Source organism: Streptomyces sp. NPDC059957 (assembly GCF_042730015.1).
Classification (GTDB): domain Bacteria; phylum Actinomycetota; class Actinomycetes; order Streptomycetales; family Streptomycetaceae; genus Streptomyces.
Map to the genome: position 1 here is coordinate 46705 of NZ_JBHWMB010000021.1, position 13731 is coordinate 60435.

The window sequence follows — 13731 nt, forward strand, 5'->3', positions numbered from 1 at the left end:
CGTAGTCACTCCGGCCGGGTCCTGTTCGCGTCTGCGGGCAGCCTCCTCGCTCCGGCGGGGCGGGGAGTGCTCAGTCCGCCTCGTGGGTGGACCGGTCGGGGTGTCAGGCGGGTTCGCGGCCCAGGGCGGCGGCTTGGCGGTAGTACTCGTACAGGCCCTCGAAGACGGGGTTGGCGATGGCCATGGTGTGGGTGTCGTCGCGGGTCATGGACAGGCCCCGCAGGACGACGTCGAGCCCGGGGGCTTCGGGGGCGTGGAAGCGTTCGTCGTCGATGTCGGCTTCGTGGACGATCTGCGCGATGCGGGCGAGGGCGGGGTCGTCGGTGAGGCGGTGGACGCGCAGGATGGTCTCGAAGCTGCAGTCGCCGTGGTGGTGGCCGAGTTCGGCGCCGCGCATGTCGAAGGGGGTGGCGTCGGCGGGGACGTGGGCGGGGTCGGTGACGAAGAGGAACTGGGCTTCGGGGTCGATGAAGCGGCCGATCAGCCAGGCGCAGGCGGCGCGGTCGATGTGGATGCCGGCGCGGGTAGCCCACTTCATGGGGTGCTCATTTCCGTGGTGTTGGCGGGATGCAGGGCCTCGACGGCCCTCTCGGCGGCGAGCCGGGCGGGCGGGGGAAAGTAGTCGCGCCGCTGGATGCGCCGCAGTTCGGCACGGAGCTTGGCCAGTACGCGCCGCCGTTCGGTGTCGCCGGCGCCGCGGGCGTCTTCGGCCTGGGCGAGGACCTGCTGGTACTCGACTGTCCGGGCCTGGGCCATGTCCACCACGAGCTGCTGTTCGTGGCCGGCGGCGGCCGGGTGGGCGATCCACACGGTGGCGGTGCCGCCGAAGTCGGTGACTTCCTCGGCGATCCACTCCAGCTGCTCCTGGGTGCGGGCGTCGGCGGGCAGCGCGACGAGGCCGTCGCTGATCTGCCCGACGCCCAGGCGCTTGAGCTTGCGCCACACCGTGATGCGCGGGGTGGAGGGCTCCCGCGGGACGCGGTAGGAGAGCAGCACCCACTGCCGTTCGGCGGCGGGCCCGTTCACGCGCGGCTTCCCGGCCGGTCCTGCAACGAGCTGTTCATGTCCATCCCCCGAGACCTCCCTTCCGACGGCCCGAAGTGTGATGTAACCATGGTTACACAAGCAGCGGGCGGGCTGGGAGTGCGGTCGCGTACGCCCAGGCCGTCCGGATCCCGGCCGCTTCGTACGGCCTCATCAGGACGGAAGACAGTGCCGATGACCGCCACCGATCAGCCCCCCAGCCCACCGGACAACGCCAACCAGGCTCCCGTCGGCGGCGATGTCATTGCGCTGCGGCAGGCGACCCGTGCGTGGTTCGCGATCTCGTGGCAGACCTTCGGCGGTCCGGCCGGGCAGATCGCGGTGATGCAGCGGGCACTGGTGGAGGAAAAGCGCTGGATCGGCCAGCAGCGGTTCAACCACGCCTTGAGCTACTGCATGCTCCTGCCAGGACCCGAGGCCCAGCAGCTGGCGATCTATACCGGCTGGCTCCTCAACGGCACCCGCGGAGGGTTGATCGCCGGCAGCCTGTTTGTCCTGCCCGGCGTCCTGGCCCTGCTCGCGCTGTCCGCCCTCTACGTCGCCTTCGGCTCGACCACCGCCCTCGTCGGCGTCTTCGCGGGCCTTGCGCCCGCGGTCGTCGCCATCGTCGTCCAGGCCGTGTCCCGGGTCGCCCAGCGCTCCCTGACCCACCCGCTCCTGATCGCCCTCGCCGCGGTCTCCTTCGCCGCGCTGGCGCTGTTCTCGGTGCCGTTTCCCGCCGTCATCGCGGCCGCCGCCCTCGCCGGCTGGCTCATCGGCCGCTACAAGCCCGACGCCCTCAAGCCTCCGGCGGGGCACGGGGCCGGTGACGGGCCGCCGCCGCTGATCCCGGACGACGCGCTGCACCACGAGCAGCCCAGTCGCCGCCGTACCTGGCGGATCCTGGGAGCCGGTCTGCTGCTATGGGCCGTCCCGGTGGCCGCCGTCGCTCTGCTGACCGGCACCGGAAGCGTGTTCACCACCCAGGGCCTGTTCTTCTCCGGCACCGCCCTGGTGACCTTTGGCGGCGCTTACGCGGTCCTGGCCTTCGTCGCACAGCAGGCCGTGCAGACCTACGGCTGGCTCAGCGCGAAGGAGATGGTCAGCGGCCTGGCCCTGGCGGAGACGACCCCCGGCCCCCTCATCATGGTCGTGCAGTTCGTCGCGTTCCTCGGCGCCTACCGCGACCCCGGCAGCCTCGACCCGTGGGTGGCGGCCCTGCTGGGCGCCCTGCTCACCACCTGGGTGACGTTCGTGCCGTGCTTCCTGTTCATCTTCCTCGGCGCCCCCTACATCGAGCGCCTGCGCGGCAACCGCCGGATCTCCGCCGCGCTGACCGGGATCACGGCGGCCGTCGTCGGCGTCATCGCCAACCTCGCCCTCTACTTCGCCGAGCACGCCCTCTTTACCGACGTGGACGACAAGACCCTCGGCCCCCTGCGCATCGCCCTGCCCGACCTCACCACCCTGCGCCCCACGGCTCTGGCGATCGCCGTGATCGCAGCACTGCTGATCTTCAAACTTCGCTGGAGCGTCCTGCGCACCCTCGGAATCTGCGCCGCCCTCGGACTTGGCGCGGCCCTGATCGGACTCCCCGGCATCTGAGCCGCCGAGGAACTGGGCCATGCCGACCCGGCGACAGTGACAGCCGCCGGGGCCAGTGCCGAGCATCCACTCGTCGAGTCGTGTCGGCGTACACCGGAATGTGCGCAGGTCGGTACAGCTGTAAATGCACAGTCTTGAGGGGATGCGACCCGTCATGCGATGTTGGCATGGTGCCCGGTTCTAAGCGGCCGGTGCCGCCGGGCGGAAGCCCACACCGATCGCTTCAAGGTCCCGGCGCGTAGGCACCGTGGCGGCGGGCGCACCGGGCCAGGTCCCGGTCGTGGCAGAAGGCGCCGCCACGGGTGATGTGCCGGTCGACGGCCCAATCCTCGGTGCTCGGCACCCCTGCGGGCGCGCCAGGGTAGAGAACGTAGAGCGTAGAGGTCCACTCGTCGGCGTTAAGAGTGCCCACTGGCCGACCGTGACCGGGGTGCGGGCGATCCTGAACGTCGGGATGTGGATCTCCGCGCGCGGGGCTTCTTTCGCGTATCATTCCACCGGCACCCTGGTGTCCGCGTGGCGGCGGGCCACTGCCGCCACCTCGTCGACCGGCGTACCTCGACGCAGCAACCCGGCGGGAATCTCTACCCAGTTCACTTGCTCTACCTGCATGGCTCCTCCTCGGCTCGAGCGGACAACCCTCATGATCACCTTGGTGGTCGGGGCGGGCATCGGCCGATGGACCCATCCCGAGAGCGACCTTAGAACCAGGACTTCGGGCCACGGACCAGCTGTGCTCCGGCATAAGGCAGGGTGCGCGCTCTCGTGTACCAGGCGGAGCATCTTCATGTGTACGCCGGCAAGTCGTGCAGCACGCTGTCGGCCGCCGCGCGGGGACTGCGCGGCGGCCGCCGGGTTCATCTCTATCCGGAGTGCGCCCCTGCGGGTTGCGCCGGGAGCAGGGTCAGGTCAGACCTGTCCTCGCCATTGACCGGTGGCGGTGCCGCGCTCCTCGATGAAGTGCTTGAAGCGCTTGAGGTCGCCCTTGACCTGCCGGTCGACGAAGCCGAGCTTGTCGCCGATGTTCTCCGCCATGCCCTCGGGGTCGAAGTCCATCATCAGCGTGACCTGTGTATGGGTGGGATCGATGGGCTCGAACGTCACCAGGCCCGATTGCTCGCTCTCTCCCCCGACGGTCACCCAGGCCACCTTGGTATCGGGGATCTGCTCGGTGATCTCGGCGTCGAACTCCCGCTCGACACCGGAGACCTTCGTGACCCAGTGGGTGAGTGTGTCGGTGCGTTGCTCGATCCGCTCGACACCGTCCATGAACTGCGGGAACGACTCGAACTGTGTCCACTGGTCGTACGCGGTCCGGACGGGGACGTCGACCTCGATGGATTCCTTGACCTGCGACATGCGGTCCTCCTGGTGATGTCTTGGCGGGCGGGCCGGTTCGTGTGTCCGGCCCGGGCAGTGCACGTCATCGGTGCCCGCCGCAGTCGCGCCTGCCCCGGCCGGTCGGCTGCATTCACCGAAGGGGCCGTCCTGCTACACCGTCCGGCTGGCAGCGCTTGCGCGCCAGGTCGCGGCGTGCGAGCGGACGGACGCGCGGAGAGTTGCGGCGCTGGCCCGGTCTGGCCGTGCCACGAGGAGCTCGCTGTCCAGTGCCGGCGTTAGGGATGCGTAAAGGTTTTCTGGGCCGGGGATCTGCCGGCGAGGCTCTGCGGCTTCTTCCGGGCACGGTGGCAGGAGGCCGGTAGGCAGGGCCCCCTGCGGTGCGTCGCCCGCTCTACGTGGGTTGTTGAGGTTCGGGGACCGGTAGGCGGGTTGCAGGTGGCGTTTTGGGCACAAGGGCAGGGCGGGTACGGGAGCTGGCCTGTCGGGTCCGGGGTAGCGGCGCCGCGTGCGCATACTCGGTGATCGTCGCGCGGAACCGTTGCGCGGCATGTGCTGGGCGGGCCGGGAAGGTTGATGGGGGACATGAAGGAAGCGAGCGAGCCGGTGATGCCGGAGACGGTCGACAGCCCGGCGCTGCGATCCCAGCCCACGGGCAAGGTCGCGCAGTGGATGCTGCGCCACCGGGTGCAGCCGGTGGGGCCGGCCGCGGGGGAGGCGCACACCGAGCCGCACGCGTGGTGGAAGGTGATGTGCCTGACCGGCGTCGACTACTTCTCCAGCCTGGCCTACGTCCCCGCGATCGCTGCCCTCGCCGCCGGAGCGGTTTCACCGCTGGCGACGCTGCTGATCGTGGCGCTGACGCTGCTGGGGATGCTGCCGATGTACCGGCGGGTGGCGAAGGAGAGCCCGCACGGCGCCGGTTCGGTGGCGATGCTGGAGGACCTGCTGCCATTTTGGTGGGGCAAGCTCTTCGTCCTGGTCCTCCTCGGCTTCGTCGCCACCTCCTGGATCATCACCATCACCCTGTCCACGGCCGACGCCTCCGTCCACGTCGTGGAGAACCCCTTCTTCCCCGCAGCACTGCACGGCCACGAAGTCGCCCTGACGGTGGCACTACTCCTGATCCTGGGCGGAGTGTTCCTGCTCGGGTTCAGCGAAGCCGTCAGCGTGGCCATCCCCCTGGTCGCCATCTTCCTCGTCCTGAACGCGGTCGTTATCGCGGTGGGCCTGGTCCACGTGTTCACCACTCCCGGCGCGTGGTCGGCATGGACGGACGCCCTGGTTGGCGGCGGAGGTGGCTTCGGCGACCTCATGGGCCCAGCCCTGCTTGCGTTCCCGCTGCTGGTCCTGGGCCTGTCGGGCTTCGAGACCGGCGTGAGCATGATGCCCCTCATTGCCGCCGACGGCGTAGATCCCGAGCAGCGGCTGCGCTCGCGGATCCGCAACGCCCGCCGCCTGCTGACCACCGCTGCCCTCGTGATGAGCGTCTACCTGCTCTCAGCGAGCTTCGTCACCACCCTCCTCATCCCGCATGAGCAGTTCGAACCCGGCGGCGCCGCTAACGGCCGCGCCCTCGCCTACCTCGCCCACGAGCACGTAGGCGAGGCGTTCGGCACCGTCTACGACATCAGCACCATCCTCATCCTCTGGTTCGCCGGCGCCTCCGCCATGGCCGGCCTCGTCAACATCGTCCCCCGCTACCTGCCCGACTACGGCATGGCCCCCGAATGGGGACGCGCGGTGCGCCCCGTCGTGATCGTCTACACCGCCCTGTGCATCCTCATCACCATCGCGTTCAACGCCGACGTCGACGAACAGGCCGGCGCCTACGCCACCGGCATCCTGGCCATGATGGTCTCCGGCGCCTTCGCCGTCACCGTCTCCACCGCACGCCACCGCCGCCGCGTTCCCACCGTCGGCTTCGGCCTCCTGACCGCGGTCCTGCTCTACGCCCTGGTCGCCAACATGATCGACAAGCCCGACGGCCTCGTCATCTCCGGATTCTTCATCGCCGGGATCATCCTCGTATCGTTGGTCTCCCGGGTCTCACGCACCACCGAGCTGCGCGCCGATCGCATTGTCTTCGACGAGACGGCTCGCCGGTTCATCGACGACACCCTGGCCCACGACGGCGCCATCAACATCATCGCCAACCGCCGCCAGGCCGGCGACCTTGCCGAATACAGCGACAAGGAACGCGAACAGCGCGGCGTCAACCCGGTGCCCGGCACCGCCGACGTACTCTTCCTCGAAATCGACGTGGTCGACCCCTCAGACTTCAGTGACACCCTCACCGTCCGCGGGGTCGAAGTCGACGGGTACCGCATCCTGCGCGCCGACGCCCCGGCGGCTCCGAACGCCATCGCCGCGATCCTGCTGGCCCTGCGCAATGCAACCGGGGTCCAGCCGCACTGCTACTTCGCCTGGGCCGAGGGCAGTCCGCTGGTCCACATGGTCCGCTACTTCCTCCTCGGCCGCGGTGACACCGCACCCGTCACACGCGAGATCATCCGCAGCCACGAAGCCGACCCCGAGCGCCGTCCGGGCATTCACGTCGGCGGCTGATCCACACTCATGTGCAGCGTCCCCAGGACGGGCAGGATCGAGAGGCTGGCCAGATGACGTCTACGCCGGAACAGCAGATGCGGCGCAGGATCCTCACCCTCACCGTTGCCGCGGCAGTCCTGGCCGCTGTGGGAGCAGTCGCCGGCTGGTGGTGGCTGCTCGGGATCGGCGTCTGGGTTTTGATCACGGCGTTCCTGATCGAGATGATCTACCGGCCATAGGAGGGCCCCATCTGGGTCTCGGCCGGTCCTGGGGGCGACGGACCGGCGTCAAGGGGACGCGCTCCAGGGCGGCGGAACGAGGAATCGGCCAGGCTGCTAGGGGGTGTATCGAAAGTGGATCTTGGGCTGTGAATGATCACAGTTCATGGGTCGGGGAGATCTCACGGACGAGCAGTGGGCAACGCTGGAGCCGTTGTTGCCGAAGGGGATGAAAGAGGGGCGGCCGCCCGTCTGGCCTCGGCGACAGCTGATCGACGGCATACGATTCCGGGTCCGGACCGGTATTCCTTGGCGAGACGTGCCCGCCCAGTACGGACCGTGGAACCGGGTCTATGACCTGTTCCGCCGGTGGCAGCGGAACGGCACCTGGCATCGGATCCTCAGCCGGCTCCAGTCCCTGGCCGACGCGAAGGGTGCGATCACGTGGGACCTGAGCGTCGACTCCACGGTGTGCCGTGCCCATCAGCATGCGGCTGGGGCCCGCAAGCAGGGCGACCTTCAGAAGGAACCACCGGGCGGCATCTTCACCGAGCCCCGTGATCACGGGCTGGGAAGGTCGCGTGGCGGGTTCACCACCAAGCTCCACCTGGCCGTCGAGCAGGGCCAGAAGCCCATGTCGATCGTGGTGACGGCAGGACAGCGCGGAGACTCACCACAGTTCGAACCCGTACTGGAAGGGTCCGCGTGCCCCGCACCGGGCCGGGCAGGCCACGCGTCCGCCCCAATCGGGTGCGTGCTGACAAGGCGTATGCCTCCCGCAGGAACCGTGCCTACCTGCGCCGTCGCGGGATCCGCTGCACCATCCCGGACAAGGCCGACCAGGCGCGCAACCGCCAAAAGCTCGGCTCCCGCGGCGGCCGGCCGCCGCATTTCGACCAGGTCGACTAACGCGAGCGCCACGCGGTCGAGTGCGGGATCAACCGCCTCAAGAGGCACCGTGCGGTCGCCACGCGATACGACAAGCTCGCCGTCCGCTATGAGGTGACCGTGCTGATCGCAGCTCTCAACGAATGGCTTTGAACGGAGGTGGGGTCTCCCCCTCCTCGTTCACCAGTCCCGGCCGGCGGTCAGTGTCTCCGCATCCGCGTCCGTGAACCCGTATGCCGATGCGACGAAACAAAACTCGTCGCAGATCCACTCGCGCGCGACCGTCTCGATCCCGCTCCCGGCCGCCACGAACTCCCTGTCCAGCAGGTTGAACTCTTCCGTCGCGGCCTGGGTGAGCCCGTACAGGGTTCCCAGATCCGATGGCTGCCCGGTCTCGATGCGCTCGCACAGCCGCAGCAGGATCGTCTTCCCTCTGTCGATTACGTGATCAGGGAAGTACGAGTCGTCGTACATCGGCTGCAGGAACGCGTGCCCCGCGACCTGCTGGTTTGTGATTGGCATGGCGCTTCCTTAGCTCCGTGAAGAGCTGATGCGTCGATCATGCACAGCACCACTGACAACGACGCTACCCATGCAGGGCAGACCCCACGCGACCAGGACTTTCACAACACCCCCTAGAGCCATTTGTTGCGGCGCAGGGCTCGGTAGATGACCGTGCACGCGGTCACCATGAGGACCCAGACGACCGGGTAGCCGTACGGGGACCGAAGTTCGGGCATGTGCTCGAAGTTCATGCCGTAGACGCCGACGATCATGGTGGGGACGGCGATGCCGCCCAGGCGCTGATGCGGCGCATGTGCCATCGAGATCACGCTTCCGACGGCTCGCACCGGACAACAGCCTCGTGGACGGGCCGGCGCTGACCGGCTACTACACGTCCGACCCCGCGATGGACTGCGAGGGAACCGTGGTGTTCTGGCGCGACGGCAAGCTGCTCGCCGTGGACAGGGATCTCACCGGACACGAGCTGTTCGCCATGGACGACAGCCGAGCAGTCATTGGGCGTGCGCTGCTGCTGAGCGAAGGCAGCGTCGTCGTCTCCCTGGACAACGAGGTCCTGGTCTTCCGTACACCGCTGGGTCCCCTGGGCGAGGGTCCCTGGCCGTGCGGGGAAGGGAACCTCCAGGGCAATCCTCTGCTGATGAACTGAAACCGTCGGCGTTGCACAAGCGGAGTCTGGACAGGTGCGCACGCGCGAAATGAAGATGCTGGCTCCTGGCCTGCGCAGGCAGGATCTCTCCAAGTCAACCGACGTCAGCGGAATGATCGAGTGCCGGCCGGGGGCCCGCCTATGGGGCCCCGACGACGAGGACTCCGTATGGGAGGTAGGCATTGATCTCTTCCTCCTCAACAGGGGCAACGCCTACGACGGCTTGGCCTGTCTCTTCGGAATCCGAAATTCGTACGGTTTCCGTCCCCTGGCGGAAGATCGTGGCTTCCCGGACGACGCCTCGTCTCGGCTGCGAGCTGAGTTCGCCGGCTACGGCGTCCCCCACGATGTGCACGGGACCACTTGGCTGACCTGGGCCGAACTGGACACCACGGACTGGCAGGAAACCAACGCCTCAGGCACACGAACCCGCGCCTCTGCCGCAGGGATCGACACCGACTGGGGCCGGGTCTGGAGCGTCATGCACATCCTCAGCGAAGTGCACGGCGCGGAGAACGTACGTCTCGTCGTCTGGTTCCACTGACAGACGGTTGCGCGTGCTACTTGGCCAGGCGGGGCAACGATCGCGATCTTTACCAGAGCCCGTAATTCCCCAGGTCCCTGCTGTGCGAGCCACTAGGTTGGTGTGCGTGGAGACGCGGGGGCAGAGGTATCGGTATGTGGGGCCGGCTCAGCTGAAGGTGCTCGTCCGGGTGGGTGGTGATGGTCGGAGCATCCGCTCGTCGGCGGACTTCGGCGAGTGGGTCTCTGCGCTGTCCCTGGATGAGTTGGCCGAGCCGTTTACGTTCGTCGTCGATGGCGGCGGGGTGCTGAGACTGGCTCCGCGCCGCAGCGAGCACGTGGTGTGTGCCGGCGGCGGAGAGGTACTGAGCGCCGGCGAGATGAGCTTCCGTGAGGAGTCCGGGCGGTGGCTGGTCGAGGAGGTCAGCAACCAGTCGACCGGCTACTGCCCGGACATCAGCTCATGGCCAGCCGTGGCCGAGGCTCTGGATCGGATCGGGATCCATCGACCGTCCGGATTCACGCACGAGGTGGTTTTTCGTCGATGCCGCTCTTGCCGGGAGCTCAACATCGTGCGGGAGGAGGACTTCGTATGCGTGTTCTGCGGCGAGGACCTGCCGCAGGGTTGGAACGTTGGGGAGCCCGGGTGACTGGTCAGACCGCGAAGATCGCATCGCGTTGCGGGTGCGGCAGCATGGCGGTGCGGCAGGTGAACCAGTTCATCCTGCACGATGAGTTGTGGTGGGACTCGGAGTTCTCATGCGGGTCCTGTGGCACCTACCTGTGCGAACACGCTGGTCCGGGACCAGCGCCTGATGATGTTCGGGGGGCTCTGCTCGCAGCGCACGGGTCTGTCAGGCTGCGGTTGGTCGGTTCGGTCCCCAGTCTTGTGCCAGCTTTGAAGGTCTTTCGGGAGGTCTCAGCGGCCTCGTTGTCGCGGGCTCGTGAACTGGTCGGGGAACTGAGCCACGACGGTCTGGTGGGGACGTTGTCGGAGATGGAGTTCCTGAAGGCCCGGCTGCAGATGCGTGGAGTTCCCGTAGACGTGGACCGGTAGCTGTCCCCGGAGGATCTGAAGGTCAGTTGCGGACCTGCGGTGCCACCATGGGAGGTCTGCAGGAGAGCGGTCACGGACACCTCGATCCCGGGATCGCTCGGAACTGGTTCCAACATGAATGGCAATCCACCGCAGGTTGCATGAAGCGTGACCCGATCCAACGGTCTTGTCCCGGCTCAGGAACGGGCAGGTCAGACGGGCGGCACCTGTTGAGTCGCCGGAGCATGGGTTGTGGGCATCACGCCATGTCGGCCCTCTTTGGCGTTTGCGCAGGTCAGTGGCGTCCGAGATCTAGCGTTCTAGTCGTCCGGCGGGGCCAAATACGGCGCTAAGCAACAGGATGTGAGACTTAGCGTTCTAGTTGGTGATTTAGCGTCGTAGTTGGCCTGTGCCTACCCTGCTGGGGCGCAGACCGACCCGGATCTTGAGCGGCCTGACCTGGGCATTAGCCTCAGCGGATGATTCCTGAGCCGCTACCGAAGGTCATCACGCGTCACCGCGACGGGTGGATCCATGCCTACGTCGTGGGCGCCGGCGTCTACGGGACGCTGGAGCCCGCAGCGAGGTTCCAGCCGCGGGGTGGCGACGAGGTCGTAGCGTCGGTGGTCCGGCAGGATCTGGGGCGGGTCGTGTACACGACGCTGAACGGAGTCGTCTGCCTCACGGGTGCCGGCGACCTCGTGTGGGCCTCGGACTTTGACGTGCGCCATGGTCACCGGCCTGGCTGTGCGCTGTCTCTGGACGGGCGGACGGTGTGGGTCTACCGGCCGGACGCCATGGCGGGGCGCGGGGGCGGGGACCAGTGGGTGGTGCACGACGCTGATAGCGGTGTGGTTCTCGCCCGCCGGGAGCGGGAGACGGTTGGGCACGGCGCCTTCCACCACGTGCATCCCGTGGACGGCAGCATCTACCTCGACATCGGTGAGGGCCAGGACGGCTCCGTCATCCTCCGGAGTACGGGGCGGACCACGAGCCGGCGTGACGTACCCGTGGTCGGACCGCTGTCTGATCGACCTGGCTCCGTCCGGGAAGCAGCTCATGACCGTAGACCACGGGCAGGCGGACGTCGCCTTCCACGTCCACCCCAGCGGGGACGTGCTCTTCACTCTCCCCGTCGAAGCCTTCGGGTACGACCCGGAGGAGTCCTTCGTGGAATGGAGCGGCGGTTACCTGACCACGGCCATCGTCACCTTGGGCGGTGAGAGCCAGGACGAGGAGGAGTGGTTCCGCTACCACCTGGTCGACGTACGCACGGGCACGCTCAGCGGCGAAATCACCGTCCAGGCGAGCAACCCATACGAGCTGGTGCCCCTGGGTGACGGTTCCTGGCTCACCGGCGGCCCCGGCGGCGACCCGGTCCGTTGGTCCAGCTCTTCGCAGCCGTCCGCACCGCCGCACCCGGCCGTACCGACCTCCCCCTGCGAGAGGCAGTAACCGTGATGGCAGACATCCGAGTGCCGCTGACCCCTCAGGCGCCTGAAGGCTTGACCCGACGAGCTCGGTACTTCGTTGAGGTGCACGGCCTGCGTGTTCCCCGCCGGGACCTCGCCCTCTGGCGGGAAGGATGGCTTGAACGCGGGATCCCCGCTGCGGAGATCGACCGGGCCGTGGCCTTCCAGGGCCGCTGGGGCGGCATCGCTCTGCCCCCGGCCCCCGAATACGAGGGCGGCCCGCGCGTTCTGGAGGCCGATGTGCCCGAAGGCTCGGCCGTGGACGGATGGCGATTCTCGGCCGGCTGCTGCCGTGTCTCGATGGCCCACGGGTTCATGATCGGGCCGGAAGGCGAGTTCGGGATCGACGCCGACCGCTGGACACCGCTGCACGCCAGCACAGAGGGGTGGGTCGAAGCCCTGGCGCTGGCCGACCACGCGGGCTACTGGGCCAAGACCATCACGAAGATTAAAGGCTCCGCCGTCGAAGAACTGGACCTCGACGGATTCGAGCAGGTACCTGAAGTCCAGGGACTCGCTGACACCTGGTGGCGGGGCAAAGACTCTCTGATCGCCGTCTACCGCGGCGAAGCCTCGGGCTTTGGCGCCCCCCACTGCCTCAGGGCCTATATCTACGGCGGACTCGATGCGTGGGGCCTGGGCGGCACCTGACTCCCGAGTGTCAAACTCGTCGGTCCCACCGTTGAGCGTTCGGGTTGGCCGTAGGGGCCAAGTAGAGCGCTCAGTCACAGGAGTGAATGTGACTGAGCGTCGTAGTTGGCCACTGAGCGTTCTAGTTGGCCGGAGCCGTGCAAAGCGGGTCGAGTCGGGACTCGACCGGTGCCACGGGAGCCCTGGAAATGGAGGTGCTGCCCCCTGGCCTGCGCAGGCAGGATCTCCCCATGTCGACAGATGTCAGCGGAATGATCGAGTGCCGGCCGGGAGCCCGCCTGTGGGGCCCTGACGACGAGGACTCCGCATGGGAGGCCGGCATCGATCTCCTCCTCCTGAACATGGCCAACGCCTACGACGGCTTGGCCTGTCTTTTCGGAATCCGCAACCACTTCGGTTTCCGGCCCCTGGCGGAGGATCGCGGCTTTCCGGATGACGCCTCGGAGGGGCTGCGGCGGGAGTTCGCCGACTGCGGCGGCCCCCGCTATGTGCACGGGACGACCTGGCTGACCTGGTCCGAGTTGGAGACCACGGACTGGCAGGAGACCGACGCCTCGGGCACGCGAACCCGCGCCTCAGCCGCGGGGATCGACACCCACTGGGGCCCAGTTTGGAAGGTCATGCGCATCCTCAGCGAAATCCACGGTGCCGAGAACGTACGCCTCGTCGCCTGGTTCCACTGACTCGCGGCTGAGCGTCGTAGTTGGCCAGGCTGGCCAACTACGACGCTCAGTCACATGTGACTAAGCGCTGAAGTTGGCCCTTGAGCGGTCTACTTGGCCCGTGCGGGGCCCGTCTAGGCTCCTGATCATGGACCTGGGTGAATGGTGGGCGATGTACGAGGGGCTGCGGGGGCGGGTTCCCGCGTGGCATCCGGTCGGGGTGGTCGTCGAGGCGGACGGGCCTGTCGTCCGCCGGCACTACGGCACGCACGGCACCGCTGAGCACGCTCCCCTCGGCCCCGGCACGGACACCGCCGCAGTGGTGCGACGCCAGCAGACCGCCTTCGCGGAGCGCGGTGAGCCGGTGGAGTGGAAGGTGTACGGGCACGATTTGCCCGACCTGGGACAGGGAACTGACAGCGGCGGGGTTCACCCCGGGCTGGGAGCGCTCCGTGCTGATCGCCGCCCCGCTGCCCCGCGAGCAGCCCGTTGACGTGGCGGAGCCCAGGGAGGGGGTGCATGACCTGTACCGGGTGCGGGACCAGGCCCAGCGGGCCTGGGAGATCGCCGTCGGTTCCCCCGGCCCCCACGCAGC

Annotated in this window: 13 protein-coding genes and 4 pseudogenes; 11 read left to right on the forward strand and 6 right to left on the reverse strand. The window is 68.1% G+C overall.

Features of this window, described 5'->3' with window-relative positions:
* Positions 1 to 103 precede the first annotated feature (103 nt).
* Both ACFWBW_RS16480 and ACFWBW_RS16485 read right to left on the reverse strand, forming a co-directional pair.
* A complete protein-coding gene (locus ACFWBW_RS16480) occupies positions 104 to 538 on the reverse strand; it encodes a chromate resistance protein ChrB domain-containing protein (protein ID WP_385372972.1) in 435 nt (144 codons plus the stop codon).
* Positions 535 to 1026: a Chromate resistance protein ChrB gene (locus ACFWBW_RS16485; protein ID WP_385372974.1), complete on the reverse strand. Its 492-nt coding sequence runs from the start codon at positions 1024 to 1026 to the stop codon at positions 535 to 537. Before ACFWBW_RS16485 ends, ACFWBW_RS16480 begins: the two co-directional genes overlap by 4 nt.
* Positions 1027 to 1218: 192 nt before the next feature.
* Between ACFWBW_RS16485 and chrA the strand changes: the two genes are divergently transcribed.
* On the forward strand, positions 1219 to 2628 hold the full coding sequence (gene chrA, locus ACFWBW_RS16490) for a chromate efflux transporter (protein WP_385372976.1): 1410 nt from the start codon (positions 1219 to 1221) through the stop codon (positions 2626 to 2628).
* Positions 2629 to 2808: 180 nt separating this feature from the next.
* Here the strand turns inward: chrA and ACFWBW_RS16495 are convergent.
* Together ACFWBW_RS16495 and ACFWBW_RS16500 are read right to left on the reverse strand one after the other, a co-directional pair.
* Positions 2809 to 3240: pseudogene (locus ACFWBW_RS16495) on the reverse strand (SUMF1/EgtB/PvdO family nonheme iron enzyme).
* 297 nt (positions 3241 to 3537) lie between these two features.
* The gene (locus tag ACFWBW_RS16500; protein WP_385372978.1) at positions 3538 to 3987 is read right to left on the reverse strand and encodes an SRPBCC family protein; all 450 of its coding nucleotides are present in this window, start codon (positions 3985 to 3987) and stop codon (positions 3538 to 3540) included.
* A 588-nt stretch (positions 3988 to 4575) separates the two neighbouring features.
* Here ACFWBW_RS16500 and ACFWBW_RS16505 point away from each other — a divergent pair.
* From ACFWBW_RS16505 to ACFWBW_RS16515, 3 genes and pseudogenes are all read left to right on the forward strand, one after another.
* Entirely contained in the window at positions 4576 to 6534 is a 1959-nt protein-coding gene (locus ACFWBW_RS16505) for an amino acid transporter (RefSeq protein WP_385373094.1), read from the forward strand.
* A gap of 53 nt (positions 6535 to 6587) precedes the next feature.
* Positions 6588 to 6755: a hypothetical protein gene (locus tag ACFWBW_RS16510; protein ID WP_385372980.1), complete on the forward strand. Its 168-nt coding sequence runs from the start codon at positions 6588 to 6590 to the stop codon at positions 6753 to 6755.
* Positions 6756 to 6900: 145 nt separating this feature from the next.
* Positions 6901 to 7775 (forward strand): annotated as a pseudogene (locus tag ACFWBW_RS16515) (IS5 family transposase).
* 27 nt (positions 7776 to 7802) lie between these two features.
* On the opposite strand, the gene ACFWBW_RS16520 reads toward ACFWBW_RS16515, so the two are convergent.
* Together ACFWBW_RS16520 and ACFWBW_RS16525 are read right to left on the reverse strand one after the other, a co-directional pair.
* Positions 7803 to 8144 carry a DUF5713 family protein gene (locus ACFWBW_RS16520; protein WP_385372982.1) on the reverse strand — a complete coding sequence of 114 codons (342 nt, stop codon included), beginning with the start codon at positions 8142 to 8144 and terminating at the stop codon, positions 7803 to 7805.
* 113 nt (positions 8145 to 8257) lie between these two features.
* Positions 8258 to 8439 (reverse strand): annotated as a pseudogene (locus ACFWBW_RS16525) (Loki-CTERM sorting domain-containing protein); the annotation flags it as partial.
* Positions 8440 to 8487: 48 nt separating this feature from the next.
* Between ACFWBW_RS16525 and ACFWBW_RS16530 the strand changes: the two are divergent.
* The 7 genes and pseudogenes from ACFWBW_RS16530 to ACFWBW_RS16560 all read left to right on the forward strand — a co-directional run bounded on the left by ACFWBW_RS16530 (position 8488) and on the right by ACFWBW_RS16560 (position 13629).
* Positions 8488 to 8793, forward strand: a complete 306-nt coding sequence (locus tag ACFWBW_RS16530; RefSeq protein WP_385372984.1) for a hypothetical protein — start codon at positions 8488 to 8490, stop codon at positions 8791 to 8793.
* Positions 8794 to 8827: 34 nt separating this feature from the next.
* Positions 8828 to 9337: a hypothetical protein gene (locus tag ACFWBW_RS16535; RefSeq protein ID WP_385372986.1), complete on the forward strand. Its 510-nt coding sequence runs from the start codon at positions 8828 to 8830 to the stop codon at positions 9335 to 9337.
* A gap of 106 nt (positions 9338 to 9443) precedes the next feature.
* The gene (locus ACFWBW_RS16540) at positions 9444 to 9965 is read left to right on the forward strand and encodes a hypothetical protein (protein ID WP_385372988.1); all 522 of its coding nucleotides are present in this window, start codon (positions 9444 to 9446) and stop codon (positions 9963 to 9965) included.
* Between the two features lie 865 nt (positions 9966 to 10830).
* Positions 10831 to 11806: pseudogene (locus ACFWBW_RS16545) on the forward strand (hypothetical protein).
* Between the two features lie 5 nt (positions 11807 to 11811).
* Positions 11812 to 12474: a hypothetical protein gene (locus ACFWBW_RS16550; protein ID WP_385373096.1), complete on the forward strand. Its 663-nt coding sequence runs from the start codon at positions 11812 to 11814 to the stop codon at positions 12472 to 12474.
* 230 nt (positions 12475 to 12704) lie between these two features.
* On the forward strand, positions 12705 to 13157 hold the full coding sequence (locus ACFWBW_RS16555) for a hypothetical protein (RefSeq protein ID WP_385372990.1): 453 nt from the start codon (positions 12705 to 12707) through the stop codon (positions 13155 to 13157).
* A 127-nt stretch (positions 13158 to 13284) separates the two neighbouring features.
* A complete protein-coding gene (locus ACFWBW_RS16560; protein WP_385372992.1) occupies positions 13285 to 13629 on the forward strand; it encodes a hypothetical protein in 345 nt (114 codons plus the stop codon).
* Positions 13630 to 13731: the final 102 nt, after the last annotated feature.